Origin of the sequence: Arthrobacter sp. EM1 (assembly GCF_029964055.1) — a bacterium.
In the GTDB taxonomy this organism is placed as follows: Bacteria; Actinomycetota; Actinomycetes; order Actinomycetales; family Micrococcaceae; genus Arthrobacter.
This window is the reverse complement of sequence record NZ_CP124836.1, coordinates 2,677,197-2,701,734: the sequence shown is the minus strand read 5'-3', so window position 1 is coordinate 2,701,734 and position 24,538 is coordinate 2,677,197. Positions and strand designations below refer to the sequence as shown.

Below are 24,538 nucleotides of genomic sequence, written 5' to 3'. Positions count from 1 at the left end.
AGAGCCCACCATGACAATGACAGATCCCGTCGCAGACATGCTTACGCGTCTGCGCAACGCAAACTCGGCATACCACGAATCCGTGTCTATGCCGTACAGCAAGCTCAAGGCACGCGTTGCCGACATCCTGAAGGCCGAGGGTTACATCGCCTCCTGGAAAGAAGAAGACGCGGAGGTTGGCAAGAAGCTGACCCTCGAGCTCAAGTTCGGTCCGAACCGCGAGCGTTCAATCGCTGGCGTTCGTCGTATTTCCAAGCCGGGACTGCGCGTTTACGCAAAGTCCACCAACCTGCCGCACGTGCTCGGTGGCCTGGGTGTCGCAATCCTGTCCACCTCTTCCGGCCTCTTGACTGACAAGCAGGCCGGCAAGAAGGGCGTGGGCGGCGAAGTCCTCGCTTACGTCTGGTAACGGGAAAGGAAGAGAATAATGTCACGTATTGGACGTCTCCCCATCACCGTTCCTGCCGGCGTTGAGGTCAAGGTTGACGGCTCTGTCGTCAGCGTCAAGGGTTCCAAAGGCGAGCTGAGCCACACTGTGGCCAGCCCGATCGAGGTTTCCCTGGAAGATGGCACCCTGACCGTCGCCCGCCCGAACGATGAGCGCGCCTCACGTTCGCTGCACGGCCTGACCCGCACCCTGATCGCCAACATGATCCAGGGTGTCACCGCAGGCTACGAGAAGAAGCTTGAAATTGTCGGTACCGGTTACCGCGTTCAGGCAAAGGGAACTGACCTGGAGTTCGCTCTGGGCTACAGCCACCCGGTTAACATCACGGCACCGAACGGCATCACCTTTGCAGTAGAGACCCCGACCAAGCTCTCTGTTTCAGGTATCTCCAAGCAGCAGGTCGGCGAGGTTGCTGCCAACATTCGCAAGCTGCGGAAGCCGGACCCCTACAAGGGCAAGGGCATCCGCTACGCAGGCGAAGTCATCCGCCGCAAGGTCGGAAAGGCTGGTAAGTAACCATGGCGATCGCAATTAACAAGAAGCGTACGAACAAGAGCAAGTCTGCCCAGCGCAGCCGTCGCCAGCTTCGTATCCGCAAGCGCATTTCCGGAACGGCTGTACGTCCTCGTCTGGTCGTCAACCGGTCCGCACGCCACGTATTCGTCCAGGTTGTTGATGACAGCAAGGGCCTGACCGTAGCGAGCGCCTCCACTTTGGAAGCCGACCTTCGTGCATTCGACGGTGACAAGACTGCCAAGGCCAAGCGCGTTGGCGAGCTCGTCGCCGAGCGTGCCAAGGCTGCCGGTATCGAAGCAGTTGTCTTCGACCGCGGTGGTAACAAGTACCACGGCCGGATCGCCGCCGTCGCTGACGGCGCACGTGAAGGTGGGCTGGCACTGTGACCGAAAATAACGAAAAGGACATTCAGGTGACTGAAGCTGTAGCTGCTCCGGCAACTGAGACCGCTGCGCCTGCTGCTGCCGCTGACGGCGCCCGTGGTGGCGCTCGTCGCGGCGAGCGTGGCGACCGCGGCCAGGGCCGTGGCGACCGTGGTGGCCGTGGTGGCCGCGATGGTGGCCGTGAAGCCGAAAAGAGCCAGTTCGTAGAGCGCGTCGTAACCATCAACCGTGTTTCCAAGGTCGTCAAGGGTGGTCGTCGCTTCAGCTTCACCGCCCTCGTCGTCGTCGGTGACGGCAACGGTATGGTCGGCGTTGGCTACGGCAAGGCTAAGGAAGTTCCTGCCGCCATCGCGAAGGGCGTCGAAGAAGCCAAGAAGTCCTTCTTCCGCGTCCCCCGCATCGGCAGCACCATCCCGCACCGCGTTCAGGGTGAAGCCGCCGCAGGCGTTGTTATGCTGCGTCCGGCTTCCGCCGGTACCGGTGTGATCGCCGGCGGTCCGGTCCGTGCAGTACTGGAGTGCGTGGGCATCCACGACATCCTCTCCAAGTCGCTCGGATCTTCCAACGCCATCAACATCGTGCACGCGACCGTTGACGCGCTGAAGCGCCTCGAAGAGCCGGCAGCAGTGGCAGCACGCCGCGGCCTCCCGCTCGACGAGATCGCTCCGCCGGCAATGGTGAAGGCGCTTTTGAACCAGAAGGCAGGTGTCTGAGTCTTGGCTAAGAACGTGCTTGTCTCCGACGCACAGTTGGAGATCACTCAGATCAAGTCCGCCATTGGCGGCAAGCAGAACCAGCGCGACACCCTTCGGTCCCTCGGCCTGAAGCGGATCGGACACACCGTTGTCCGCACCGCCGACGCCGTGACCGTCGGAATGCTCAACACGGTTCCGCACCTGGTAAAGGTAGAGGAGGCGAAGTAAATGGCAGAGAAGAACACCGCCGAAAAGGCACAGGGCGCCGCTGCTGAGAAGCAGAACGCACTGAAGGTTCACCACCTGCGTCCCGCCCCGGGTGCCAAGACCGCCAGGACCCGTGTTGGTCGTGGCGAAGGTTCCAAGGGTAAGACCGCTGGTCGCGGTACCAAGGGTACGAAGGCCCGCTACCAGATCAAGGCTGGCTTTGCCGGCGGCCAGTTGCCGCTGCACATGCGCCTGCCGAAACTGCGCGGTTTCAAGAACCCGTTCCGGGTTGAGTTCCAGGTAGTAAACCTGGACAAGCTCAACGAGCTGTTCCCGGAAGGTGGCGCAGTCACCGTGGAGAACCTGGTCGAAAAGGGTGCGGTTCGCAAGAACCAGCCCGTCAAGGTGCTGGGCACCGGTGACATCACCGTCAAGGTTGACGTCACCGTGCACGCATTCTCGGCCAGCGCCGCAGAGAAGATTGCCGCAGCAGGCGGAAGCACCACCGCCCTCTAAGGAGGCGGCGGGGCAGTTGCCCGTTGTGAAAACTCCCGGTAGCCGGGGCTTCGGCCCCGGCTGCCGGGAGTTTTTCTCGTTTCCCGGTCCGGCGATTGTTCGCAGGGCGCGTCCACCCGTTAGACTCGGTTGTTGGGTTTATTTGACCTGCCTCACACGACTTTACTTAATACTCAGGAGGACGCTTGCTTAGCGCATTTGGCCGGGCCTTTCGCACGCCTGATCTGCGACGCAAGTTGTTGTTCACGCTGGGAATCATCACCATCTTCCGCTTGGGTGCCTTTGTCCCCTCGCCCGGTGTGAGCTACCAGAATGTCCAGCAATGCTTGCAGAACGGTCAGACCTCGGGCGGTATCTACCAGCTCGTCAACCTGTTTAGCGGCGGTGCGCTGCTGCAGGTGTCCGTCTTCGCCCTGGGCATCATGCCCTACATCACGGCCAGTATCATCGTCCAGCTGCTCCGGGTGGTTATTCCCCGGTTCCAGATGTTGTACGAAGAAGGTGCCTCCGGCCAATCGAAGCTGACGCAGTACACGCGTTACCTTACGATCGCGCTGGGCCTGTTGAATGCCACGACCCTGGTGTCGTTGGCCCGCTCCGGCCAACTGCTGCCCAACTGCCAGCTGCCGATCATCCCGGACACCGGCATCGTGACCACCATCCTGATCATCATCACGCTCACGGCCGGCACCGGCCTGATCATGTGGATGGGCGAGCTTGTGACCGAAAAGGGTGTTGGCAACGGCATGTCGCTGCTCATCTTCACCTCGATCGTCTCCAGCTTCCCCGGCTCCCTGGGTGGCATCTGGACCTCCAAGGGTCCGGGCACCTTCTTCCTGGTCCTGGTCATCGGATTGCTGACGGTGGCCGCCGTGGTCTTTGTGGAGCAGTCCCAGCGGCGCATCCCGGTGCAGTACGCCAAGCGCATGATCGGCCGCCGCACCGTGGGGGGCACCAGTACCTACATCCCGATCAAGGTGAACATGGCCGGCGTCGTTCCCGTCATCTTCGCTTCGTCGATGCTGTACCTGCCGGGCCTGATCTCGCAGTTCAACCAGCCCAAGCCCGGCGAGCAGCTGGCCCCCTGGGTGGAGTGGATCAACAACAACCTGGTCCGCGGTGACCACCCCGTCTACATGGCGCTCTATTTCGCCATGATTGTGTTCTTCACTTACTTCTATGTTGCGATCACTTTCAACCCTGAAGAAGTATCTGAGAACATGAAGAAGTACGGCGGCTTCATTCCGGGTATCCGTGCCGGCAAGCCGACTGCAGATTACCTGCAGTACGTGCTTGCCAGGATCACGCTTCCCGGTGCCATTTACCTCGCTTTTGTGGCACTTATCCCGCTGGTCGCCCTGGTCCTGATCAACGCCAACCAGAACTTCCCGTTCGGTGGTACGTCGATCCTGATTATGGTCGGCGTCGGGTTGGAGACCGTCAAGCAGATTGACGCGCAGCTACAGCAGCGTCACTACGAAGGGCTTTTGCGATGACGAGAATGTTGATTATCGGACCTCCCGGATCCGGCAAGGGTACGCAGGCGGAACGCATTTCTGAGCGCCTCGGCGTTATTGCGATCTCCACGGGAGATATCTTCCGCGCCAACGTCAAGGGTGAGACGCCGTTGGGCATCGAAGCCAAGAAGTACATGGACGCCGGCGACTTTGTCCCGGACAGCGTGACCAACAAGATGGTTCGCGACCGGCTGCAGGAGGGCGACGTCGGGAACGGCTTCCTCCTCGACGGCTACCCGCGGACCACAGCGCAGGTCGACTACCTCGACGGGATCCTCGCCGAAGGGGACCAGAAGCTCGACGTCGTCCTGCAGCTGACGGCCGACGACGAGGAGCTTGTCACCCGCCTGCTGGGCCGCGCCAGGGAAACCGGACGCTCCGACGACAACGAAGCCGTCATCCGGCACCGCCTCGACCTCTACCACGGCCAGACGGAAGCCGTCGTCGCCAAGTACGCCGAGCGTGGCATCCTGACCCGTGTTGATGGCATTGGCGGCATCGACGAGGTCACCGACCGTGTGATGGAAGCGATCAAAGCGGCCCAGTCGGCCTGACCGGATCATGAACCTTGAGGCCCCTCCCGTGAACCGGGAGGGGCCTCAGCCATTTGGCCATCCGCCCATCGGGGCGGCCGGCCCCACCGAAAGGAAGTTGCGAATGGCATTCGGCCAGCCACGCATCGAATACAAGACCAACGCCCAGATGCGTTCCATGCACCAGGCCGGGCTCGTCCTCAGCCGGGCCCTTGACGCCGCGACAGCGGCGGCCGCGCCGGGGAAGACCACCAAAGACCTTGACGCTGTGTTCGCCGCCGTCCTCAAGGACGCTGGTGCCACATCGAATTTCCTCGGATACCACGGGTTCCCCGCGACCATCTGCACCTCGGTCAACGAGGAAGTAGTGCACGGCATCCCCGGCGGCCGCGTCCTGGCGGACGGGGATATCCTTTCGATCGACGGCGGCGCGATCCTGGACGGGTGGCACTCGGACTCCGCGCGAACCGTTATCGTGGGCACGGCCGATCCTGAGGACCAGAGGCTCTCCGACGTCACCGAGAGCGCAATGTGGCATGGGATTGCCGCCCTCGCGACCGGGAAGTTCGTCGGCGACGTCGGGAACGCCGTCGACGATTACGTTTCCTCCGTGCCCGGCAAGGCCTTGGGCATCCTCGAGGACTATGTGGGCCACGGCATCGGTTCCGAAATGCATATGGCCCCGGACGTACCGAACTTCCGCACCACTCACCGCGGACCGAAGATCCGTCCCGGGCTGTGCCTGGCCATCGAACCCATGCTGGTCCGGGGCAGCATCGAAACCGCTGTCCTGGACGACGACTGGACAGTCGTGACCACCGACGGCAAACGGTCCTGCCAGTGGGAACATTCCGTTGCGGTCCACGAGAAGGGCATCTGGGTTCTGTCCGCGCCGGACGGGGGAGCGGCGAAGCTGGAACCGTTCGGCGTCGTGCCCGTCCCGATTCCCTAAACCCGCTTAACCCAAGTAGCTCGCAGTTGTGGCCGTTATGAGTGCTCAAAACGGCCACAACTGCGAGCCAGTTGGGTGGGAGGGACTTAGCTCTTGAGTTTAGGCTTCACGTCCTTGGTGTAGATCCCTTCCAAGGTGCTTTTGAGTGCCGTCATTGTCGCCTGGACATCGCCCTGCTGGGTGAGGATCGCCGCGGCGGACTTGGCCATTTCCTGGTCGGCGCCGGGCAGGAACACCCGCGCGTTGTCCTGCACGCGCGTCACGGCGAGCTGGTCCATGGCTGTCTTGATCTGCGGGGTGGCAGCGAGAACAGCGGTCATGTCCGCGGACGTCCGGGTGGGCATGTAGCCGGTGGCCGCGGAGAAGTCTGCCGTGTTTTCCGGTTCCGTAATGAACTTCAGGAACATGGCTGCTGCGAGCTGGACCTCCTTGCTGACGCCGCTGGGGATGCCCAATCCCGCACCGCCGGTGGGGCACACAGGGCTCTCGTTCTTGGGTCCGCCCGGGAGGTAGCCGACGCCGACATTAAACTTCGCGGACTTCAGGACCCCCAACAGCGAACCCGTTGAGGAGATCGTTGATGAGGTAATGCCCGCGGCGAAGTCGTCGGCAGCTTCCTTGGAGGAGACGCCTGCCCACTTGTCCTTGAAGATGGAGTCCTGGGCCCACTGCAGCGCGGCGACCGACTCGGCGGAATCGCAGTTGATGGACCATTCATTGGACCAGCTGCCGCCCCAACCCCACAGGTTATTTTGCAATGTCCAGCCGGCGTACCCGGCCAGGGCCGGGTAAATGTAGGCATACTGGGCGCCGGAGCTGGCCTGCAGCTTAGGGGCCCACTCGGCAAATTCCTGCCACGTCTTCGGCGCGCGGTCCGGCAGCCCGGCTGCCTTGAAGTGGTCCTTGTTGTAGTAGAACAGCGGGGTGGAGCGGCCGTAGGGGAGCGCCCACTGCTTGTCCTCGTACTGGTAGTCGGCGACCAGGGACTTTTGGAAATCCCCCACCTTGATGTCCAGCTGCTTGACCAGGCTGTCCAGCGGGATGATGTTGCCGTTGGTGTAGTAGCGGAACCACCAGACATCGGAGAGCACCACAAGGCCCGGAAGGCCTGACTTGGCGGCCTGGGATGTTTGGAACTTCTGTGCGATTTCCTCGTAGTTCGCCCCGGCGGTGACGAGGTTGACTTTGATCTCCGGGAATTTGGCCTGGAACTTGTCGATCATGGCTTTTTCCACGTCCTGGGACTTGCCCGGGTGGTTGCTCCAGAAATCGATCGAAGCTGCCGGCTTGACGCCGTTGAAGTCGATGTCGGCGGCGGTGGTTGCTGCCGCAGTGCCGCCGGTGGACGGGCCGCCGCAGGCAGACAGCGCAGCGGCGCCGGCGCCTGCGCCGGCCAGTCCCAGGAAGTGCCTTCGGCCAAGATTCGATGCCATGGTGGATCCTCTCGATGATGCTGACTCGTTGAACGGTGTAGACGTTGTGGGCAGGGGAACTTTCGAGCGCTGTGTCATCCGGTGACGCTGCCCTGGGTGAGGCCGGCGACGATATAGCGCTGCAGGGCGGCAAAGACCAAGAGGATGGGCACAATGACCAGTACGGCGCCGGCCATCAGGATGCCCCAGCCGGAGCCGTTTCCTTCCGAGTTCTGCAACAGCGTCAGGCCGACGGGCAGTGTCATGGTTTCCGGCCGGTCGGTAATGATAAGGGGCCAGATGTAGTCGTTCCATTCGCTCACCACTGTGACCAGGGCGACGGTAGCTATGGAGGGGCCGGAGACCGGGACAGCGACCTGCCACAGCCGGCGCCAGTGGCCCGCGCCGTCGATCTCGGCAGCCTCCAGGATGGAGCCGGGCAGCGTCATAAAATGCTGGCGCAGCAGGAAGGTGCCGAAGGCGGTGCCGAGTCCGGGCAGGATGATGCCCCACAGCGTGTTTTTTCCGCCCATGCCCGCGATCAGGATGTAGTTGGGCAGGATCGAAACCTGCGGCGGCACCATCAGCGCGACCAGGATAAGAATGAAAATGGCGTTCTTGAAGGGAAAGCGCACAAAAACCAGGGCGTAGGCGGTCAGGATGGCCAGGATCACCTTCACGGTGGCGCCCACGGTAGTCACAATCAGGCTGTTGAGGAAGAACTGGGCAAACGGCACGGTGGTCATCGCAACGCGGTAGTTGTCCAGGTTTACGCTCTCCGGCAGGAGCTTGAGGTCCATGGTGATGATTTCACCGGGTTGCTTGAGGGAACTGAGGACCATCCATAACAGTGGCAGGACCACGACGAGGGTGCCGAGGATGAGGGGGACGTAGCCGCCGGCGATTGTCTGCACCAGGTTGGCGCGGGAAAACGGCCGCTGGCGCGGCACCTCAGCCTCGGTGCCGGAGGCGGCTGCGGCCGGGGGATCGGGATTCACGGGCGAGAGTGTGCTCACGAGTAGTGCACCTTCCGTTCGACGAACCGCACCTGCAGCACGGTGATGATGAGCAGGATGCCAAAGAGGATCACGGAGATTGAGGCGGAGTAGCCGGCCCGGTTGAAGGCACCGAAAGCCTGCAGGTATGCCTCGTAAATCAGGGTGCTGGTGCCGTTGCCCAGCGGGGTCATGATCCGGATCAGGTCGAAGGCCTGCAGGGAGCTGAGCATTGTGGTGATCAGCAGGAAGAAGGTTGTGGGAGAGAGCAGCGGAACCGACATGCTGACGAAGCGGCGGAAACCGTTGGCGCCGTCCAGGGAGGCGGCCTCCATCACATCCTGGGGGAGCGACTGCAACCCGGCGAGGTAGACGACGGCGCAGTAGCCGAGGTTTTTCCAGACATAGACGATGATGACCATCACCAGGGACAGTTGCGGGTCGTTGATCCACTGGGGGCTCTGCTGGCCGAAGCCTCGCAGCAGCCAGGCGAGCACGCCGTAGCCGGGATCAAAGATGAACAGCCAGACCAGCCCAACGCCCACACCGCTGAGCACGTAGGGGGCAAAGACGGCGGACCGGGCGAAGGTGGTTCCGCGGACTTTGGAGTTCAACGCGAGGGCTACCAGCAAACCGAGGACCATGGAGCCGCCAACGGTGATAACGGTAAAGACGGCGGTGGTCCCCAGGACCTTGGCGGCGTCGGCGCTGGTGAAGAAGTTGATGTAGTTGTCGAAGCCGACGACCGTGGCGGAAGCGGAGCCAAGGGTCCAGTCAAGCGTGGAGTAGTAGATGTTATTGATCAGCGGCAGGTAGGTAAACACCGCTATCAGTGCAAGGTTTGGCAGGGCCAGCGCCAGGAAGACCATAAAATCCCGGCGGGTCCGGTTGGACCAGCGTCCCCGGCGCGGGTCCGGTGCGACAGTCCGGGCGATAGCCGGAGGACTCTCGGTCAATTGTCGTGTCATAGGGGTCTCTAACGGATCCGGGCCTGCCGATGGCAGGCAAGTGGGCGGGGGATCAACAACACTTCACCACACAGGTGGTGGGCGGAACCCCGATCAAGCCCCGGTCGGAGCATTGTTTTGGCAGGCTTCCGTGCCCGTTTACCTAATGTTGGTTGCAGTATTACACAAAGTTCGCCCGGGACCGTGTGATGTGCGCCGGTCATGTTCACGGCGGCTGCGCGCACAATGGACCCATGACTGCAATCACTTCGATTACGGACGTGCCGGGAATCCGGGTGGGCCACACGGAAAGGACGGCCGCCGGGTGGCTCAGCGGGGTGACGGTGGTGCTCCCTCCGGCCGGCACTGCGGGCTCCGTCGACGTCCGCGGCGGCGGCCCAGGAACGCATGAAACCGACGCGCTGGACCCCACAACCCTGACCCGCACCGTTGACGCCGTCGTACTCACCGGAGGGAGCGCCTACGGCCTGGCCGCCGCCGGCGGGGCCCAGCGCTGGTGCGAGGAGCACGGCCGCGGGTTCACCGTGCCCGGCGGACTGGTCCCAATCGTGCCGGCGGCGGCGATCTTCGACCTTGGCCGCGGCGGCGACTTTGCTGCCCGCCCGGACGCCGCCATGGGCTACGCGGCCACAGCGGACGCGGCCGGCCGCACTGAAGGGCACGCCGTCGAACGAGGCAACGTAGGCGCCGGCACCGGCGCCCTCATTGGCCGGGGGACCTATAAGGGCGGCATAGGCACAGCCTCGATCACGCTGGAGAACGGCGTCGTGGTCGGGGCCCTCGCCGTAGTTAACGCCCTGGGCCTGCCCTACGAGGGTTCCGGCGCGATCACTGATCGGCAAGCGAAAGTCACGGCTGCGCCGCCGCTCAACACCACCCTTGCCGTTGTAGCCACCAATGCGGTCCTGGACAAAGCCGAATGCAAACGCACCGCTTCGGCGGCGCATGCCGGCCTGGCGCGGGCACTGTATCCCAGCCACACCCTGGCCGACGGCGACACCGTCTTTTGCCTCGCCACCGGCGCCCTGTCGCTGGACCGCAGCAGCGAGGCGGCTCGGCAGGGGAGCCTGATCAGCCTGCAAAGTGCGGCTGCCGACGTCGTCCGCCTGGCGATCCTGGACGGGATCGCCAGCGCGCGGGCCGTGAGCACTCCGTCGGGCCACTTTGGTGCATACGGACGCTGAGTGCGCTACGATTGCTGGATTTAACATTTCGGCGGCAATGCCGTAGTGTTGTCTGTTGGTTGTCTGCCCTGTTGTGCCCTTTTGTGGCCGGGAGGCATCAGCCAATCAATCAAAAACGTCCGTGGTCATTTCCGGTGCAACCGGAAGGGCTGCGGCAAACAACAGTTAGCGGAGGGTATGGCCAAGAAGGACGGGGTCATTGAGATCGAGGGCGTTGTGACTGAGGCGCTGCCTAACGCGATGTTTCGCGTTGAGCTCACCAACAAGCACGTCGTTCTGGCACACATCTCTGGAAAGATGCGCCAGCACTACATCAGGATTCTCCCTGAGGACCGGGTAGTGGTGGAGCTGAGCCCGTACGACCTGACACGTGGTCGTATCGTCTACCGCTACAAGTAAACACTGGACGGCCAAGGCGACAGCCGAAGGCCGGTCCAGCTGACCACTGCAACACGCAAAGGAACGCCATGAAGGTCAAGCCGAGCGTCAAGCAGATCTGCGAAAAGTGCAAAGTGATCCGCCGTAATGGCCGGGTCATGGTGATCTGCGAGAACCCGCGCCACAAGCAGCGCCAGGGCTAATTTCCCTTTCGGGAAATCCTGGGTTGCTAACCCACGCAAGTAAATAAAAGGCAGCACAAGCTGATCTGGGACGTATGGGCCCGGACAGCTAACCCCCGGTCGGAGGCTGGGGCCGCACGCACCGTGCGGGTGTACTGCCTACGACCTCCGGTTTATTCAAGGAGCACTGCCTCTATGGCTCGTCTCGCTGGCGTAGACATTCCCCGCGAAAAGCGGTTGGAAATTGCGCTTACTTACATCTACGGCGTGGGCAAGACCCGTGCACACGAAACCCTGGCTGCCACCGGCATCAGCGCGGACGTTCGGGTCAAGGACCTGTCCGACGCCGAGCTCGTCCAGCTGCGTGATTACATTGAAGGCAACTACAAGGTTGAAGGTGACCTTCGCCGCGAAGTAGCAGCAGATATCCGCCGCAAGGTGGAAATCGGCAGCTATGAAGGTATTCGCCATCGCAAGGGCCTGCCAGTGCGCGGACAGCGTACAAAGACGAACGCACGTACCCGCAAGGGCCCGAAGCGCACCGTCGCAGGCAAGAAGAAGACGCGCTAAACCGCTCGTCTTCCACCCGATAACTTTCTGTAGGAGAAATAATGCCCCCGAAGACTCGTGGCGCGGTTCGCAAGCCGCGTAAGAAGGACAAAAAGAATATCGCGCTGGGCCAGGCGCACATCAAGAGCACCTTTAACAACACCATCGTTTCCATCACGGATCCGAACGGTGCTGTCATCTCCTGGGCTTCATCCGGTGAGGTTGGCTTCAAGGGCTCACGTAAGTCCACCCCGTTCGCAGCCCAGATGGCCGCCGAAGCCGCCGCAAAGCGTGCGCAGGAGCACGGCATGCGCAAGGTTGACGTATTCGTCAAGGGCCCGGGTTCGGGTCGCGAAACGGCTATCCGTTCACTGCAGGCCGCTGGCCTTGAGGTTGGATCCATCCAGGATGTAACCCCCAGCGCCCACAACGGTTGCCGTCCGCCGAAGCGCCGCCGCGTCTAAGGCTTTCCAACGCACCGGTGCTTGCCCGGACCTTCGATGGTCCGGGCAAGCCCGGCGGCGTTAAGTCCTCAGACCGATCTTTCCACCACCTGTGTTGCGTCATATAGCGGATGCTCGCCGAAAGGAAACCTAAGTGCTCATTGCACAGCGCCCCACCCTCTCCGAAGAGGTCGTCTCCGACAACCGCTCCCGTTTCATCATTGAACCGTTGGAGCCCGGCTTCGGATACACCCTCGGAAATTCCCTCCGCCGTACCCTGCTCTCCTCCATCCCCGGTGCCTCTGTCACGAGCATCCGGATCGATGGCGTGCTGCACGAGTTCACCACGGTTCCGGGTGTCAAGGAAGATGTCACTGAGATCATCCTTAACATCAAGAACCTCTCGGTCTCCTCCGAGCACGACGAGCCGGTTGTTGCTTACCTGCGCAAGCAGGGCCCGGGAGTCGTCACGGCCGCGGACATCGCTCCGCCGGCCGGCGTCGAATTCCACAACCCGGATCTGCACATTGCCACACTGAACTCGAAGGGCAAGTTCGAACTCGAACTGACCATCGAGCGCGGCCGCGGCTACGTTTCGGCAGCTCAGAACAAGTCCGGCGACTCCGAGATTGGCCGCATCCCGGTCGACTCGATCTACTCGCCGGTGCTGAAGGTTACTTTCCGCGTGGAAGCTACCCGTGTTGAGCAGCGCACTGACTTCGACAAGCTGATTGTCGACGTCGAGACCAAGCAGGCCATCGCCCCGCGCGATGCGGTTGCTTCGGCAGGTACCACCCTGGTGGAACTGTTCGGTCTGGCCCGCGAGCTGAACACCGCAGCTGAAGGTATCGAGATTGGCCCGTCGCCGACGGATGCTGCGCTGGCAGCAGACATGGCCTTGCCGATCGAGGATCTGGACCTCACCGTCCGTTCCTACAACTGCCTCAAGCGTGAGGGCATCCACACCGTGGGTGAACTCGTTGCCCGCTCCGAGGCTGACCTGATGGACATCCGTAACTTCGGTGCGAAGTCCATTGATGAGGTCAAGGCAAAGCTTGTTGAACTGGGCCTGTCCCTCAAGGACTCCCCTCCCGGATTTGACCTCGCAGCACGCGCCGCAGCAATTGAAGAGGACGACGCCGCGTTCAGCGACGACGAGCTCTAACAAACAGATCTTGGCCTGCCGGCTGGATGCACCACGGTGCGCAGCCCCACGGCTTCCATATGAGGAGAAACTATTATGCCTACCCCCGCTAAGGGTCCGCGCCTCGGAGGCGGAGCAAGTCACGAGCGCCTGATGCTCGCGAACCTGTCCGCCGCACTGTTCGAGCACAAACGGATCACCACCACGGTGACCAAGGCCAAGCGACTGAAGCCGTACGCCGAGCGCCTGGTGACTTTCGCCAAGCGCGGCGACCTGGCTTCCCGCCGCCGTGTACTCGGCTTGATCAGCGACAAGGGCATCGTCCACGAGCTGTTCACCGACATTGCGCAGGCAGTGGAGAACCGCAACGGCGGATACACCCGCATCACCAAGATCGGCAACCGTAAGGGCGACAACGCTCCCATGGCTGTCATTGAACTGGTTCTCGAGCCGGTTTCCGCGAAGCAGGCAGTCGTAGCCGAGGCTACCTCCGCCGCCAAGCGCGACGCCGACAAGGCGGCCCCGGTTGCTGAGACCGAGGCTGCCGAGACCGAAGAGGCTCCGGCCGCCGAGGTCACCGAGACCGAAGCAGTTGCTGCCGAAGAGGCTCCGGCCGCTGAGGAAGCCGCCGCAGAGTCCAAGGACGCGAAGTAATTCGCTGACTTCTTCTTCGCCTAGACTTAAGTCTATGAACGACCAGAAACCCGTTGCCCCCGTCCGAGGGGGCGGCGGGTTTTTGCGTATCCGGCTGGATCTTGCGTACGACGGCGGGCCCTTCAGCGGGTGGGCCGTCCAGCCCGGCCGGCGAACTGTCCAGGGCACGCTCGAGGACGCCATTGCGATGCTGATCCGCCGGCCCGTCAGGGTCACCGTCGCCGGGCGGACCGATGCCGGGGTGCACGCACGCGGACAGGTGGTGCACGTTGACCTCAGCGCGGCAGAGTGGACGGGCCTGAACCGCGGCGTGGAACTGGACCCCGCAGTGGCCCTGCTCCGCCGCCTCCGCGGCTCCCTAAGCCGTGGTCTCGGCGACCTCACCGGCGCCATCGAGGTCCATAGGGTCGCCATCGCCCCGGAGGGCTTTGACGCCCGGTTCTCAGCGCTCTGGCGCCGCTACAGCTACCGGATTGCTGACGGGCCTGCGCTTTGGGATCCACTGGGGCGGACCTCCACCCTGTGGCACCCGGAACAGTTGAACGTCGGGTTGCTCAACGAGGGTGCCTCCCAGTTGCTGGGCCTGCAGGATTTCCGTTCGTACTGCAAACCGCGGCAGGGCGCCACCACCATCCGGGAGCTCCAGCGCTTCGAGTTCGCCCGCGGTGCCGACGGGGTATTAGTGGCCACGGTCCAGGCGGATGCGTTTTGCCACAACATGGTCAGGTCGTTGGTTGGATCAGCGCTGTTCGTGGGGGCCGGCATCGAGACGCCGGACTGGCTCTTCGAGCGGCTGATGGCCCGCCAGCGTGATGCCAAATCCGTGCTGGCTGCCCCGCATCCGCTGGTGCTGGAGGAAGTGGCCTATCCCTCGGCGAGCGGGTTGCTGGCTAGGGCCGAGTTGACCCGGGCGTTGCGCCGAGAGCAGCCCGCAGTGGATTAGAAGGCCGGCGGGGCGGCCTCGGCGGGCAGAACCATGGTGAAGGTGCTCCCGCAGCCCGGACGCGTCGTGCAGCTAAGGGAACCGCCGTGGCCCTCAATGATCGCCTTGGTGATGGACAGGCCCAGCCCGGCCCCGGGGATCGGGCCCTCACGAACCGCCGGGCTGCGGAAGAACCGGGTGAAGATCCGTTCGGCGTCGCTGGCGGTCATCCCCATTCCGGCATCCTCCACGTGCAGCAGCACCAGCCCCTCCGCCGTACTGGCGGAGACGTGGACGCTGCCGCCGCCGGGTGAGTACTTAATGGCATTGGAGACGAGGTTGTCCAGGGCCTGGCTGATCCGCAGCGGATCAACATCGGCCCAGAGCGGGTCCGGCAGGTCCATGGTCAGCAAGACCCGGGACGCGTGGGCGTGGGCTTGGGCCGAGCCGAGGCTCGCTTCCACAAGGCTGGTCAGGTCAGTCCGGCGCGGATGGACGTAGACGGTCGCGGTCGCGGACATCAACAGGTCCGAGACAAGGGCCAGCAGGCGCTCGGCGTTGCGTTGGGCCACTTCGACCCGCCGCTCGGTGGTGGTGGAGAGCTCCGCGGAATCACCGAGGACCAAGTCCAGGTTGCCGATGATCGAGGTCAACGGGGTGCGGAACTCATGTGAGACGGTGGAGACGATGTCGTCCCTGACGGCGAGGGCCTCCACCAGTCCGGTGACCTCGGTGAACACCACGACGGAGCCGCAGAATCCGCCGTCGTCGTCCCTGAGTGGCCGCGCGCCAGTGGAGACCACCCGGCTGCCGGGGGGTTCGCCAAAGCGCACCAGGTAGTCCGCGAAAGTCTCGCCGGAGGCCGCCCGCCGCAGCGGCCGTCGTTCCGGGGCGAGGGGTGTCTCAGGGTCCTGCCCGGTGAGCAGCAGCCGTGACTCGTCCGTACCCTTCGCGGCGCCGGCAGGGGTGGCGGACTCCTCCAACGCCGTTTGCCAGCTGTTGGTCAGCAGGCGGCTGCCCGCGGCGTTGACGGCGACGATGCCAACATCGACAGTGTCCAGGATGGTTTTGAGAAGCCGCTCGCGTTCCCTGCTGGCAGCAAGCAAGGCGTGCAGCTGGGCCTCTTGGGCTTGGATTCGCCGTTGCTCCTGGTGCACCCGAAGGCGGGCGAAGCGCAGGGCGACCGACACGGCAAGTGCCGTGCCCGGCAGGAGCAGCAGCGCTGCGATCCGGTCCGGCCCGGCGGCGTTGGCCGGGATCCACGGCAGGACGGCCAGAAGCGGCCCGAAGAAGCTGATGGACAGGCACGCGGCTGTGGGCAAGCCGGAGCTGGAGATCCAGACCACCGGCAGGATGGACAGCACGCCGACGCTGGACAGGCCCCCGGGGCTGCCGCTGAACCCGATCGCGATGAGGTCCAGAAGTGGGATCATCAGCGTGGCAAGCCGTCCGAGACGTTCCCACGGCACCACAACGCATGCCAGCAGGGCCAGTGTGTGCAGTGCCACGGCGAAAAGAAACACCGGATCGCTGAAGAGCCCTTGCCAGCTGGCGGGTGATGCCAGGACGACGACGGCCATGGCCACCGCCAGCGGCAGCTGGCAGGCCAGCGACCGCACCCGAGGCCCCAAGGCACTGAAGTAGCCGTCCACCCTTCGGACCAGTTGCTGTTCACTCACTGAAGCTTTACTCCTTCCTCGCTTCTCCAGTTTTACACCTCCTGTCACACAAGATTGACTCAACACTTAGGAATTGGCCTTCTATTCCTGCGCCGGAACCGTCTTTTCCGGGTCCCCGTGGGTATCCTGACAATGCCGGTGGGGGCCGGTGTGATCAGCATTGCCGGCGCGTCCGCGTCGGAAGATGGAGCAGGACCTGATGTGAGGGGCGCCATGACTGACCTTGGAGTCGCTGTCGTCGTTGAGGACGACGAAGACGTTCGAAACCTGATCGAAGCCGTACTGAGCCAGGCGGGATTCGACGTCCATTTGGCAGACCGCGGCCGGGAAGGGGTGGACGTCGTCCGTCGCTTGGACGCTGACGTCGTCACCTTGGACGTTGGGCTGCCCGACATCGACGGCTTCGAAGTACTGCGCCGGATCCGCCTGTTCAGTGATGCGTACGTCGTGATGTTGACAGCGCGAACGGACGAGGTGGACACACTCACCGCGCTGCACACCGGCGCCGACGATTTTTTGACCAAACCCTTCAGGCCCCGCGAACTCCGTGCCAGGGTGGCGGCGATGATGCGGCGGCCCCGGCAGAACACTATCAGCGCACCACTCGGCACTGCGGTCGCTGCGGGTTCGGCCGCCCCGGCTGTGCCGCAGGATTCCATGTTGCGTCACAACGGTCTGGAACTTAACCCGGACAGCAGGACGGTCACCGTGGAAGGTGCGGCCACCAGCCTTACCCGCAGCGAGTTCGATCTACTGCATGCCTTGCTCAAGGGAGCCGGTGCCGTCCGCTCCAAGTCTGACCTGGTCCGCGTGGTGCGTGGCGAGTATTACCCGACGGATGCCTATATCGGTGAATCCGACGAGCGGGCCGTTGAGGTCCATATCGGGAATCTTCGGCGGAAGCTGCGCGAGGATCCGCTGCAGCCGCGCTGGCTTCAGACGATCCGCGGTGTGGGGTATCGGCTCGCTCCCCAGCGCGGCTAGTTTTCCCGGAGGATGAAGCCGTACTGCAGTTCGTCCACGGTGTCGCTGCCGCTCTCGGCAACTTCGGCCAGGAGGGACCGGGCGCGGTCCATGTCGCCGGCTCGGATGGCAGCCTCAAGTTCTGCGGCGAGCTCGGCCAGTCGCACTCCGCCAACCATCTCCGAGGACGTTTTAAGGCTCAGCACAGCCTCCAGGGAGCCGGCCTGGTCCCGGCGCCCCAGCGCCGACGCCAGGCAGCTGTAGCGGCGATCCCACATCTTTGCGTAGTCTCTGGCGAAACCTTTGGCTGCGGAAGGGCTGTCCAGCTGGGTACCGAGATCCTGGAGCGCCGCAGGGTCGACGAGGGGTGCAACTGCTGGATCGGCTGCCTCGCGGACTTTCAGGCTGGGTCCGCTGGCGGTGGCCTCGCCCGAGGGGGCAGTGTTCGCGCCGCCGTCGTCTGGGGGACTTGTAATGCACATGTGCCCAACGTTACTGCCTCCACCCGGACACGCTCCGCGTTCTGGGGGTTCCTGCGGAAACCTTTCGGCTTGCCGCAGGAAGGTCTCCTTACAAGCCGCTGAAAGTCGCGATGGCGTTAATGACGGCTGGGCCGAGCAGTGCGATGAAGAGCACGGGCAGGATGCAGAGCATGAGCGGGAAAAGGACCTTGACGGGGATCTTCATGGCTTGCTCCTCGGCCCGCTGCCGGCGCTTCCGCCGCATTTCGCTGGCCTGCGTCCGGAGTACCGCGGAAATCGAGATTCCGTACCGGTCCGCCTGCAGGATGGCGTTGACGAAGCGACGGAGGTCCGGCGCGCCGGTCCGGTCCGCGAGGGCCAGGTACGCCTCGCGGCGAGACATCCCGATGTGCATATCCTGCAGGGTCCGGACCAGCTCGGCGGCCAGTGGTCCTTTTCCGTTTTGGCCGGTCCGTGACATGGCGGCATCGAACCCCAGGCCGGCTTCCACAGCGATGGTCATCTGATCCAGCGTATCCGGCAGTTCCAGTCCGATGGTGGCCTGGCGCTCGAGCCCCCTGCTGTAGATCAGGAGATCGGGGAGGAAATAGCCAACCATGGTTACGGCGATCGAGAGCCACAGTGTCTTGGCGCTGGGATCATCTCTGATCAGCAGTAACCCGACGACGACGGCGATGCCCGCGGCGGCGAATTTGGCGGCCATGAGGCGCTTGAGCGGCCACGCGGGAGGACGGCCCGCCAGGGCGAGCTGCCGGTCCAGGTTTGCCACCAGACGCCGGGGGGTGAACCGTCCGGCGAAAGACTCCAGTACCGAGTTCCTCGCTTTGACGGGCTTCTTGGCGGGAACAAGCCCCCGGGACAGGTTTGCCACGATGGAATCCTTCCCGGCGACACGGGTGCCGACGACGGACCACGTTGCCAGGGCAATAGCCGCCATGATCAATCCGATAGCTGCACTAGCCGTTGCCGACATAAGAAACTTCTCCTCTCAGGCCTTCGCTAGAACTTGAACTGAACGACTTTGCGCAGCCAGAGTCCGCCCAGACTGAAGAGGACTGCCGCGGCGCCGACCATCGTGAGGCCCAGCGGTGTGGTCACCATGGGATCCATGTACCCCGGGCTGATGACCATCAAGGCTCCCGTGATCGCCACCGGCAGCAGCATCAGGACCAGCGCCGAGATCTTCCCTTCGGCGCTGAGAGCCTTCACCTGGCCGCGGATCTGGCTCCGCTCCCGGATGGTCTGGCCCACCTGGTCCAGCACGTCAGCCAAGTTGCCGCCAACCTCCCGGTGGATGGCGATGGCTTGGGCCACCCATGAAAAATCCTCCGAGCGCATGCGCAGGGCGGCGTCGTCCAGAGCCTCGCCCAGATCCCGGCCGAGCCTCGTTTCGTTGATGATCCGTGCGAACTCAGCGGTGGTGGGGGCCTCGGCTTCCCCGGCCACCGCGTCAATGGCGCGCAGCAGGCTGTGGCCGGCGCGCAGGCCACCGGCGAGAAGCTGCAGGGTCTCGTCGAGCTGTGCGGCGAATTTTGCTCGGCGGCGCGATGCCAGGAACCGCAGGATGAAGCGCGCACCGAACGGCGAGAGTAGCAGGAGAATCAACGCCGGAAGCGGACCTAGCACGGCCAGCGCTACGGCGCCGATGATGGCCGCGCCGGCCAGTCCGAGCACCACAAACTCCGCGGCCCTCATACTGAGGCCTGCCTGTTCCAGCGATGCCGCCACCGCTGCAGTGTAGTTCCGCCGCTTCAACAGGGATTCCACGGCTGCAGTTGCCCGGGCCCCCATACCCCCGGCTAAGGTGCTCCGGCCGGGAACTGTGGCGGCCCGCCGGTTGAGCAGGGTGGCCGGCCTACGCGGCGCCACAACGAACAGAACGGCAACGCCCAGGGCCGCGTAGCTCAACAGAAATCCCAGGATCATTTCCATGAGTTTGCCTTCGTCATCGGGCCCGGGCCAATACGGGAGCAGGATTGAAAATCCCGGGGGAGAGCTCTATGCCGAGTTCCGTGAAGCGGTCCGTAAACCGCGGGCGGACCCCGGTGGGCATCGGCTTGCCGAGGAAACGGCCGTTGGCATCGAGTCCGGCGCTGTAGTCGAAGACAAATGCGTCTTGAAGGGTCACGATCTCGCCTTCCATGCCCTGGACTTCGGTGACATGGGTGACGCGGCGGGTGCCGTCGCGGAGCCGGGTGAGTTGGACGATCACGTCCACGGCGGAGGCGATCTGTTCCCGGACTGCGCGCAGCGGCAGGTCCATCCCGGCCATCAGTACCAGGGTTTCGAGCCGGGCGATGGCATCCCGGGGGGAGTTTGAGTGGACCGTGGACAGGGAACCATCGTGGCCGGTGTTCATGGCCTGCAGCATGTCCAGGGTCTCTCCGCCTCTGACCTCACCCACCACGATCCGGTCGGGCCGCATCCGGAGGGAGTTGCGGACGAGGTCGCGGATGGTGATTTCGCCTTTACCCTCAATGTTGCTGGGCCTGCTCTCCAGCCGGACCACATGGTCCTGCTGCAGTTGGAGCTCGACGGCGTCCTCGATGGTGACGATGCGTTCGCCGTCCGGAATGAAGCTGGACAGGACGTTGAGCAGCGTGGTTTTGCCCGTCCCGGTGCCGCCCGAGACGATGATGTTCAGGCGGGCTTTGACGCAGGCGTCGAGGAGCTCGGCCATTTCCGGGGACAGCGTGCCGAAGCCGATGAGGTCGTGGACCTGGAAGGGGTCGGTGGCGAATTTGCGGATGGTCAGTGACGACCCGTTGACGGCCAGCGGCGGGACAACGGCGTTGACTCTGGATCCGTCGGCCAGCCGGGCGTCCACCAAGGGCGAGGATTCATCGATGCGCCGTCCCACCCGCGCAACGATGCGCTCGATGACCTTCCGGAGGTGCGCTTCGGAGGCGAAACGGACCCTGCTGCGGGTCAGTTTCCCATCCTGTTCGACGTAGATCATGTCCGGGCCGTTGACCATGATCTCCGTGATGCTCTCGTCGTCAAGGAGGCGCTGCAGGGGTCCGTAGCCCAGGACGTCATCGCTGACGCCCTTGATCAGGCGTTGTCTTTCATCCTTGGTCAGCGGCACCTGCTCGGCCTCGACCACCTCGATGAGCTCTTGCTGCACCAGCGCGTGCAGCTGATCCTCGGTCAGGGACGTATCAATCAGCCGGGTGCCCAGCCGTTCGAACAAAATGGAACCGGCCCGATCTTTCAACTTCGCCAGGGCGTCCCGGGCCGGGGCGGCCGCCGCCGGCGCGGGTTTCCGGGGACTCCCGGCGGCGTACGGGGGAACCGGCTGGGTGGTGCCTGCCGCGCGAACGGAGCGGGCGTCCGGCGCACTCTTGACCGGGGCCGGGACCGGGACCGGTACAGGGCCAGGCGCAGGGGCAGGGATAGAGGTCGGGTCCGGGGCGGGCATCAGTGAGGATGCGGGTGCGGGGCGGTCAGGACGTGCGGGTGCTTCGTAACGGGGCTGCTGTCCGGCAATGTCGCGGGCAGCCTGCAGGCGCTGGGCGAGGTTCATTTGGCTCCTACCCGGTGCCGGGGCCCGAACCGCCGGGGCGGGACTGCAGGGGCGACGAAGCGGGCCAACAATGTTTGCAGTGCTTTGGTGGCCGGTCCGCGGACCGCTCCGTTCAGCAGGGGGGATCCCTGGTTGGTGGAAAGAGCGACCGCTCGGGAGCGCGGTATCACCACGTCCACGCTGGTTCCCAGCGCAGTCTCCACATCGCGCAGTGAGACGCCGGCCTTGAAGTCCGCGCCGTTGAGGATCATATGCCGCTTGAGCGGATGCATCCCCAGCTCGGCCAGCACGTCCAGTTCCCTGCGCATGCCCCGGACGCCCGGCACATCAGGACCGGTGACGAAGATGAAATCCGTGGCTTGGTCCAGGGCGGCAAGGGTGTGGTCCGACAGGCCGGGGGCGGTGTCCACTACAACATAGCGGTACTGGCTGGCCAGTTGGCCGAGCAGGTGGGCAACGTCCTCGCCGGTCAGTCCCTCGGCGGCGTCGGGGGAGTCCGGGGCGCAGAGTGCATAGAGACCACTGGGATGGGCGCTCAGGAACGTCTTGAGCACCATGGTGTCCCGCCGCGCGGGACCGTGTACGGCGTCGGACACCGAGTGTTCAGCGGAGATGGCGAGTGCGCTGGCAACGTCGCCGAACTGCAGATCCAGATCCACCAAAACTGCGCCGTGCGGCGCTGACCTGGCGAGGCCCACTGCGAGATTGCTCGCGATAGTCGTCTTTCCGACGCCGCCCTTGGGTGAGACGACGGCGATGACCCGCCCGGCAGGCGTCGCAGCCTTGGTCTGTTCCACGGGCACAGCTCTGCGGTGCACAGCGGCGCTACGCACGGCACGGTGGAGCAGCGCCGCGATCTCGGCAGCACCGGCCTCCGGTTCCAGCAGGTCAAGGACTCCGGCGCGCAGCGCCGCCAGCACAACGCCGGGGTCCGGCTGAGCCGCCAGGAGTACCGCCACTTCGGGGCATTCTACGTCGAACGCCGTCGCGAGCGTCAGCGCCAGCTCCAGCGGCATGCCCGGGCCAAGGATCAGAACCTCGAGATCAGCGGGGCGTTCCAACTGGCTCCGAACGTCGGCAGGGCGCCCCGGAAGCCTGCCGCCCTGCCAGCGGTGGACGTCCCCCTGCAAGGGCCCCGTGGCGGCTGCCCCGATCCGGCCCGGCAGGCCAGGATCATCGGTCACGACGACGTAACGGCTCACTTGTAGATCCCCTCGCGGCTCAGTTCGCGGGTGCCGTCTTCCCCGGCGGTTGAGGGTTCGCCGGAGAGCCAGATGGTGCCGAACTCCTGTCCATAGACAACTTTCTCCGCGTTTGCCGAGGTCAGTGCCAGGGTCACCAGCAAGTTCTCGGATGCGGCCCCCGGGCTGGCTTCGGAGCTCGATTTTTCCGTGACAGGGGCGGTTGCTCCCTGGACGGCAGTGACTAGGACTTTGTGCAGCGTCAGATGCGTGACTTCCGCCGGCGGTTTGGTTATGCCAGCACCGAGGGAGATGAAGATCCCCACGGTGTCCCCGGCCTTGAGCAGTCCGCCCACCGCGCGCTGCGGCGCCAGGAGGATCGACACCTCCTGCATCCCGGCCGGCACAGTGGCAGTCCCCGGGTCCGTCGTGGTGGCCGGATCCCGGAATCGGGTGCGCAGGAGCTGTTCACCGGGCACCAGGTCCACGGTTGTGACGAGTCCGCTGATGGCTGCAGGATCGGACACGGCGTCAGCCGCAAGAGTCTTTGCGGGCACAGCTTGCCGCGTGGCGCTCTGCAGCACCGTGGCTGAAGGGGTTCCGGCGGGCACCGCCGCGCTGACTATGAGCACCTCGGAGGTCTGGACTCCAGCGAAAGCTCGCTGCTCTGCGCCGTTGGTGTAGGAGACCAGCAGGATGCTCCCGACCACTGCCAGCACGACGGCTGCTACCGATGCCAGGACTCTGCTGTTCACTCTGATTGCTCCTACAGGGTTAACGCGACGAAGAAGGCGTTGAGGGACTTTCCGTCCAGCTCCTCAACGCCGAAAGACTGGAGATCCGCGAGGGAGACCAGCGTAATGAATTTGCCCTTGACGCCCGTGCACTTATTGCAGCCAGCCTCCGATCGCTGCTCGCTCGGCCAGCTGTGCGCGGTCACTTTGAGGGCGGCGAAACCGTCGATAACGTATGACACGTTGTTTCCGTTGCCGGAGGCGCTGGCGTAGACCGGAAGGAGGATGGTGGTGCCATCAATGTGGCATCCCTTGGGGCCGCTCTTGCCCGGCTCGCCGCCGATGACCTGGTGGACGTCGACGGAAGTCTGGCAGTCATTCCTTGCGTCTGCGTCTAGCCAGCCAAAAGCGCCCGGTAATGTTTGGCCACCTGCGCCGGTGCAGGTGGAGGTACTGGTGATCCAAAGCTCAACATCTTTGGGTGCCGAATCGAAAATGCAACGGGGGGCGGTGAACGGAAAAACGGTGGCTTTTGACGGGCTGCCCCACGAGGCCTTTGCCTCCGCCTCTACCGTGGTGGACTTGATGCCCAGGACCGGGGCAAACCAGTGCCGGACGGCGCTGCCGCCGTCCGGGGTGGCGGTGCTGGTCCGGACCGTCACGGAGTTCCCGGAAATGACGGCCGTGGCGGCGGAAACCCCGTCGTGGGCGTTCTTCCCGGCGAGCAGCGTGGCCGTGGCGTCGGGATTGGTGCATCTTCCCGCAGCGCAGTCCTGAGCAATGGCCAGAGCCGCAGCGTCGGCCCCGTTCTGTAGCTGGAACCGTTCCGCATAGATCATGCCGACGTCCACCACGATTGCGGTCATGCCGAGCAACACCACCATAAAAATTGCCATGATCACGGCCACGGCGCCGTCTTCCCCGTTCCTCAGCTGCCTGTTCAGCCGCCGCATCGCATCACCGCCCGTCCGGTCAGCGGGACAGAGTCGGCGAAGAGGCCGGACAACAGATCCACGGAGTAGGTGATGGTGACCGTTACATCCGTGGCGGCGGCGCAGGACGCCGGCGTGACCTGGATGTTCCCGGCGTTGAGCCGGGGATTGAGGTTTGGCGCCGCAGCGATCGCCGTGTTGATCGCCGTGCCGGGCAGCTTCTGGATGGCCATCACCCGTACCGATTCCCGGGCGGCGGCGCTCAGCTGCAGCTGGGCGTTGAAGACCCGGCCAAACTCGATAACCCCCAGAAGAAGCAAAAGAAGCAACGGAACGATCAAGGCGAACTCGACTGCGGCGGCGCCGCGCTCTGAGGATGATCGTTCCATTGCTTCTTTCGGCAGACGTAGGGAATGCGGCCACAATCAACCGAGGCACCGCAG

Annotated in this window: 30 protein-coding genes; 18 read left to right on the top strand and 12 right to left on the bottom strand. The window is 64.1% G+C overall.

Annotated elements, in window-relative coordinates; genetic code table 11:
- The first annotated feature begins 10 nt into the window (after nt 1-10).
- The 9 genes from rpsH (at nt 11) to map (ending at nt 5,767) form a co-directional block, all read left to right on the top strand.
- A complete protein-coding gene (gene rpsH, locus QI450_RS12445) occupies nt 11-409 on the top strand; it encodes a 30S ribosomal protein S8 (RefSeq protein WP_024366123.1) in 399 nt (132 codons plus the stop codon).
- Nucleotides 410-427: 18 nt separating this feature from the next.
- A complete protein-coding gene (rplF, locus tag QI450_RS12440) occupies nt 428-964 on the top strand; it encodes a 50S ribosomal protein L6 (protein WP_226774751.1) in 537 nt (178 codons plus the stop codon).
- 2 nt (nt 965-966) lie between these two features.
- A complete protein-coding gene (gene rplR / locus QI450_RS12435) occupies nt 967-1,350 on the top strand; it encodes a 50S ribosomal protein L18 (protein ID WP_024366121.1) in 384 nt (127 codons plus the stop codon).
- A gap of 26 nt (nt 1,351-1,376) precedes the next feature.
- Nucleotides 1,377-2,060: a 30S ribosomal protein S5 gene (gene rpsE, locus QI450_RS12430; protein WP_226774750.1), complete on the top strand. Its 684-nt coding sequence runs from the start codon at nt 1,377-1,379 to the stop codon at nt 2,058-2,060.
- 3 nt (nt 2,061-2,063) lie between these two features.
- Entirely contained in the window at nt 2,064-2,270 is a 207-nt protein-coding gene (rpmD, locus tag QI450_RS12425; RefSeq protein WP_160664304.1) for a 50S ribosomal protein L30, read from the top strand.
- A complete protein-coding gene (gene rplO / locus QI450_RS12420) occupies nt 2,271-2,765 on the top strand; it encodes a 50S ribosomal protein L15 (protein WP_226774749.1) in 495 nt (164 codons plus the stop codon).
- Nucleotides 2,766-2,950: 185 nt separating this feature from the next.
- Entirely contained in the window at nt 2,951-4,261 is a 1,311-nt protein-coding gene (gene secY / locus QI450_RS12415; RefSeq protein ID WP_226774748.1) for a preprotein translocase subunit SecY, read from the top strand.
- A gap of 5 nt (nt 4,262-4,266) precedes the next feature.
- On the top strand, nt 4,267-4,836 hold the full coding sequence (locus QI450_RS12410) for an adenylate kinase (protein WP_226774812.1): 570 nt from the start codon (nt 4,267-4,269) through the stop codon (nt 4,834-4,836).
- Nucleotides 4,837-4,939: 103 nt separating this feature from the next.
- Nucleotides 4,940-5,767, top strand: coding sequence for a type I methionyl aminopeptidase (map, locus tag QI450_RS12405; RefSeq protein WP_226774747.1), 828 nt, complete (start codon nt 4,940-4,942; stop codon nt 5,765-5,767).
- Between the two features lie 86 nt (nt 5,768-5,853).
- On the opposite strand, the gene QI450_RS12400 is transcribed toward map, so the two are convergent.
- The 3 genes from QI450_RS12400 to QI450_RS12390 all read right to left on the bottom strand — a co-directional run bounded on the left by QI450_RS12400 (nt 5,854) and on the right by QI450_RS12390 (nt 9,142).
- The gene (locus QI450_RS12400) at nt 5,854-7,200 is read right to left on the bottom strand and encodes an ABC transporter substrate-binding protein (RefSeq protein WP_226774746.1); all 1,347 of its coding nucleotides are present in this window, start codon (nt 7,198-7,200) and stop codon (nt 5,854-5,856) included.
- Between the two features lie 74 nt (nt 7,201-7,274).
- Entirely contained in the window at nt 7,275-8,129 is an 855-nt protein-coding gene (locus tag QI450_RS12395) for a carbohydrate ABC transporter permease (RefSeq protein WP_226774811.1), read from the bottom strand.
- A gap of 62 nt (nt 8,130-8,191) precedes the next feature.
- Nucleotides 8,192-9,142, bottom strand: coding sequence for a sugar ABC transporter permease (locus QI450_RS12390; RefSeq protein ID WP_226774745.1), 951 nt, complete (start codon nt 9,140-9,142; stop codon nt 8,192-8,194).
- A 233-nt stretch (nt 9,143-9,375) separates the two neighbouring features.
- Here QI450_RS12390 and QI450_RS12385 point away from each other — a divergent pair, with 233 nt between their 5' ends.
- The 8 genes from QI450_RS12385 to QI450_RS12350 all read left to right on the top strand — a co-directional run bounded on the left by QI450_RS12385 (nt 9,376) and on the right by QI450_RS12350 (nt 14,619).
- On the top strand, nt 9,376-10,326 hold the full coding sequence (locus tag QI450_RS12385) for a P1 family peptidase (RefSeq protein WP_226774744.1): 951 nt from the start codon (nt 9,376-9,378) through the stop codon (nt 10,324-10,326).
- A 177-nt stretch (nt 10,327-10,503) separates the two neighbouring features.
- Nucleotides 10,504-10,725 carry a translation initiation factor IF-1 gene (gene infA, locus QI450_RS12380; protein ID WP_011775571.1) on the top strand — a complete coding sequence of 74 codons (222 nt, stop codon included), beginning with the start codon at nt 10,504-10,506 and terminating at the stop codon, nt 10,723-10,725.
- Between the two features lie 68 nt (nt 10,726-10,793).
- A complete protein-coding gene (gene rpmJ / locus QI450_RS12375; protein WP_009358722.1) occupies nt 10,794-10,907 on the top strand; it encodes a 50S ribosomal protein L36 in 114 nt (37 codons plus the stop codon).
- A gap of 174 nt (nt 10,908-11,081) precedes the next feature.
- The gene (gene rpsM, locus QI450_RS12370) at nt 11,082-11,456 is read left to right on the top strand and encodes a 30S ribosomal protein S13 (RefSeq protein ID WP_024366110.1); all 375 of its coding nucleotides are present in this window, start codon (nt 11,082-11,084) and stop codon (nt 11,454-11,456) included.
- Nucleotides 11,457-11,497: 41 nt separating this feature from the next.
- A complete protein-coding gene (gene rpsK, locus QI450_RS12365) occupies nt 11,498-11,899 on the top strand; it encodes a 30S ribosomal protein S11 (RefSeq protein WP_018773682.1) in 402 nt (133 codons plus the stop codon).
- Between the two features lie 133 nt (nt 11,900-12,032).
- Complete coding sequence (locus tag QI450_RS12360) at nt 12,033-13,043, top strand: DNA-directed RNA polymerase subunit alpha (RefSeq protein WP_024366109.1); 1,011 nt, start codon at nt 12,033-12,035, stop codon at nt 13,041-13,043.
- 75 nt (nt 13,044-13,118) lie between these two features.
- The gene (gene rplQ / locus QI450_RS12355; RefSeq protein ID WP_226774743.1) at nt 13,119-13,676 is read left to right on the top strand and encodes a 50S ribosomal protein L17; all 558 of its coding nucleotides are present in this window, start codon (nt 13,119-13,121) and stop codon (nt 13,674-13,676) included.
- A gap of 34 nt (nt 13,677-13,710) precedes the next feature.
- On the top strand, nt 13,711-14,619 hold the full coding sequence (locus tag QI450_RS12350) for a tRNA pseudouridine synthase A (RefSeq protein WP_226774742.1): 909 nt from the start codon (nt 13,711-13,713) through the stop codon (nt 14,617-14,619).
- Here QI450_RS12350 and QI450_RS12345 read toward each other — a convergent pair.
- Nucleotides 14,616-16,277: a PAS domain-containing sensor histidine kinase gene (locus QI450_RS12345; protein ID WP_226774741.1), complete on the bottom strand. Its 1,662-nt coding sequence runs from the start codon at nt 16,275-16,277 to the stop codon at nt 14,616-14,618. The two genes, QI450_RS12350 and QI450_RS12345, sit on opposite strands and share 4 nt — an antisense overlap.
- Nucleotides 16,278-16,490: 213 nt before the next feature.
- Between QI450_RS12345 and QI450_RS12340 the strand changes: the two genes are divergently transcribed.
- The gene (locus tag QI450_RS12340) at nt 16,491-17,261 is read left to right on the top strand and encodes a response regulator transcription factor (RefSeq protein WP_226774740.1); all 771 of its coding nucleotides are present in this window, start codon (nt 16,491-16,493) and stop codon (nt 17,259-17,261) included.
- Here the strand turns inward: QI450_RS12340 and QI450_RS12335 are convergent.
- The 8 genes from QI450_RS12335 to QI450_RS12300 all read right to left on the bottom strand — a co-directional run bounded on the left by QI450_RS12335 (nt 17,258) and on the right by QI450_RS12300 (nt 24,484).
- Nucleotides 17,258-17,722 carry an Hpt domain-containing protein gene (locus QI450_RS12335; protein ID WP_226774739.1) on the bottom strand — a complete coding sequence of 155 codons (465 nt, stop codon included), beginning with the start codon at nt 17,720-17,722 and terminating at the stop codon, nt 17,258-17,260. The genes QI450_RS12340 and QI450_RS12335 overlap by 4 nt on opposite strands.
- Nucleotides 17,723-17,810: 88 nt before the next feature.
- Entirely contained in the window at nt 17,811-18,695 is an 885-nt protein-coding gene (locus QI450_RS12330; protein ID WP_282468022.1) for a type II secretion system F family protein, read from the bottom strand.
- Between the two features lie 26 nt (nt 18,696-18,721).
- Nucleotides 18,722-19,654 (bottom strand): type II secretion system F family protein, encoded by a 933-nt coding sequence (locus QI450_RS12325; protein ID WP_226774737.1) that lies wholly within the window; start codon nt 19,652-19,654, stop codon nt 18,722-18,724.
- A 13-nt stretch (nt 19,655-19,667) separates the two neighbouring features.
- Nucleotides 19,668-21,248, bottom strand: coding sequence for a CpaF family protein (locus QI450_RS12320; RefSeq protein WP_282468021.1), 1,581 nt, complete (start codon nt 21,246-21,248; stop codon nt 19,668-19,670).
- Nucleotides 21,245-22,450, bottom strand: coding sequence for an AAA family ATPase (locus tag QI450_RS12315; RefSeq protein WP_282468020.1), 1,206 nt, complete (start codon nt 22,448-22,450; stop codon nt 21,245-21,247). Before QI450_RS12315 ends, QI450_RS12320 begins: the two co-directional genes overlap by 4 nt.
- On the bottom strand, nt 22,447-23,184 hold the full coding sequence (locus tag QI450_RS12310) for a Flp pilus assembly protein CpaB (RefSeq protein ID WP_226774602.1): 738 nt from the start codon (nt 23,182-23,184) through the stop codon (nt 22,447-22,449). Before QI450_RS12310 ends, QI450_RS12315 begins: the two co-directional genes overlap by 4 nt.
- A gap of 11 nt (nt 23,185-23,195) precedes the next feature.
- Nucleotides 23,196-24,116 (bottom strand): pilus assembly protein TadG-related protein, encoded by a 921-nt coding sequence (locus tag QI450_RS12305; RefSeq protein ID WP_226774603.1) that lies wholly within the window; start codon nt 24,114-24,116, stop codon nt 23,196-23,198.
- The gene (locus QI450_RS12300) at nt 24,104-24,484 is read right to left on the bottom strand and encodes a TadE family protein (protein WP_226774604.1); all 381 of its coding nucleotides are present in this window, start codon (nt 24,482-24,484) and stop codon (nt 24,104-24,106) included. Before QI450_RS12300 ends, QI450_RS12305 begins: the two co-directional genes overlap by 13 nt.
- Between the last annotated feature and the right edge of the window lie 54 nt (nt 24,485-24,538).

What these genes read in the sequence shown, in the direction of transcription:
- rpsH (WP_024366123.1), top strand. Translation starts at nt 11, where the DNA reads ATGACAATGACAGATCCCGTCGCAGACATGCTTACGCGTCTGCGCAAC.
- rplF (WP_226774751.1), top strand. Translation starts at nt 428, where the DNA reads ATGTCACGTATTGGACGTCTCCCCATCACCGTTCCTGCCGGCGTTGAG.
- rplR (WP_024366121.1), top strand. Translation starts at nt 967, where the DNA reads ATGGCGATCGCAATTAACAAGAAGCGTACGAACAAGAGCAAGTCTGCC.
- rplO (WP_226774749.1), top strand. Translation starts at nt 2,271, where the DNA reads ATGGCAGAGAAGAACACCGCCGAAAAGGCACAGGGCGCCGCTGCTGAG.
- QI450_RS12410 (WP_226774812.1), top strand. Translation starts at nt 4,267, where the DNA reads ATGTTGATTATCGGACCTCCCGGATCCGGCAAGGGTACGCAGGCGGAA.
- map (WP_226774747.1), top strand. Translation starts at nt 4,940, where the DNA reads ATGGCATTCGGCCAGCCACGCATCGAATACAAGACCAACGCCCAGATG.
- QI450_RS12400 (WP_226774746.1), bottom strand. Translation starts at nt 7,200, where the DNA reads ATGGCATCGAATCTTGGCCGAAGGCACTTCCTGGGACTGGCCGGCGCA.
- QI450_RS12390 (WP_226774745.1), bottom strand. Translation starts at nt 9,142, where the DNA reads ATGACACGACAATTGACCGAGAGTCCTCCGGCTATCGCCCGGACTGTC.
- QI450_RS12385 (WP_226774744.1), top strand. Translation starts at nt 9,376, where the DNA reads ATGACTGCAATCACTTCGATTACGGACGTGCCGGGAATCCGGGTGGGC.
- infA (WP_011775571.1), top strand. Translation starts at nt 10,504, where the DNA reads ATGGCCAAGAAGGACGGGGTCATTGAGATCGAGGGCGTTGTGACTGAG.
- rpmJ (WP_009358722.1), top strand. Translation starts at nt 10,794, where the DNA reads ATGAAGGTCAAGCCGAGCGTCAAGCAGATCTGCGAAAAGTGCAAAGTG.
- rpsM (WP_024366110.1), top strand. Translation starts at nt 11,082, where the DNA reads ATGGCTCGTCTCGCTGGCGTAGACATTCCCCGCGAAAAGCGGTTGGAA.
- rpsK (WP_018773682.1), top strand. Translation starts at nt 11,498, where the DNA reads ATGCCCCCGAAGACTCGTGGCGCGGTTCGCAAGCCGCGTAAGAAGGAC.
- rplQ (WP_226774743.1), top strand. Translation starts at nt 13,119, where the DNA reads ATGCCTACCCCCGCTAAGGGTCCGCGCCTCGGAGGCGGAGCAAGTCAC.
- QI450_RS12350 (WP_226774742.1), top strand. Translation starts at nt 13,711, where the DNA reads ATGAACGACCAGAAACCCGTTGCCCCCGTCCGAGGGGGCGGCGGGTTT.
- QI450_RS12340 (WP_226774740.1), top strand. Translation starts at nt 16,491, where the DNA reads ATGACTGACCTTGGAGTCGCTGTCGTCGTTGAGGACGACGAAGACGTT.
- QI450_RS12335 (WP_226774739.1), bottom strand. Translation starts at nt 17,722, where the DNA reads ATGTGCATTACAAGTCCCCCAGACGACGGCGGCGCGAACACTGCCCCC.
- QI450_RS12330 (WP_282468022.1), bottom strand. Translation starts at nt 18,695, where the DNA reads ATGTCGGCAACGGCTAGTGCAGCTATCGGATTGATCATGGCGGCTATT.
- QI450_RS12325 (WP_226774737.1), bottom strand. Translation starts at nt 19,654, where the DNA reads ATGGAAATGATCCTGGGATTTCTGTTGAGCTACGCGGCCCTGGGCGTT.
- QI450_RS12320 (WP_282468021.1), bottom strand. Translation starts at nt 21,248, where the DNA reads ATGAACCTCGCCCAGCGCCTGCAGGCTGCCCGCGACATTGCCGGACAG.
- QI450_RS12305 (WP_226774603.1), bottom strand. Translation starts at nt 24,116, where the DNA reads ATGCGGCGGCTGAACAGGCAGCTGAGGAACGGGGAAGACGGCGCCGTG.
- QI450_RS12300 (WP_226774604.1), bottom strand. Translation starts at nt 24,484, where the DNA reads ATGGAACGATCATCCTCAGAGCGCGGCGCCGCCGCAGTCGAGTTCGCC.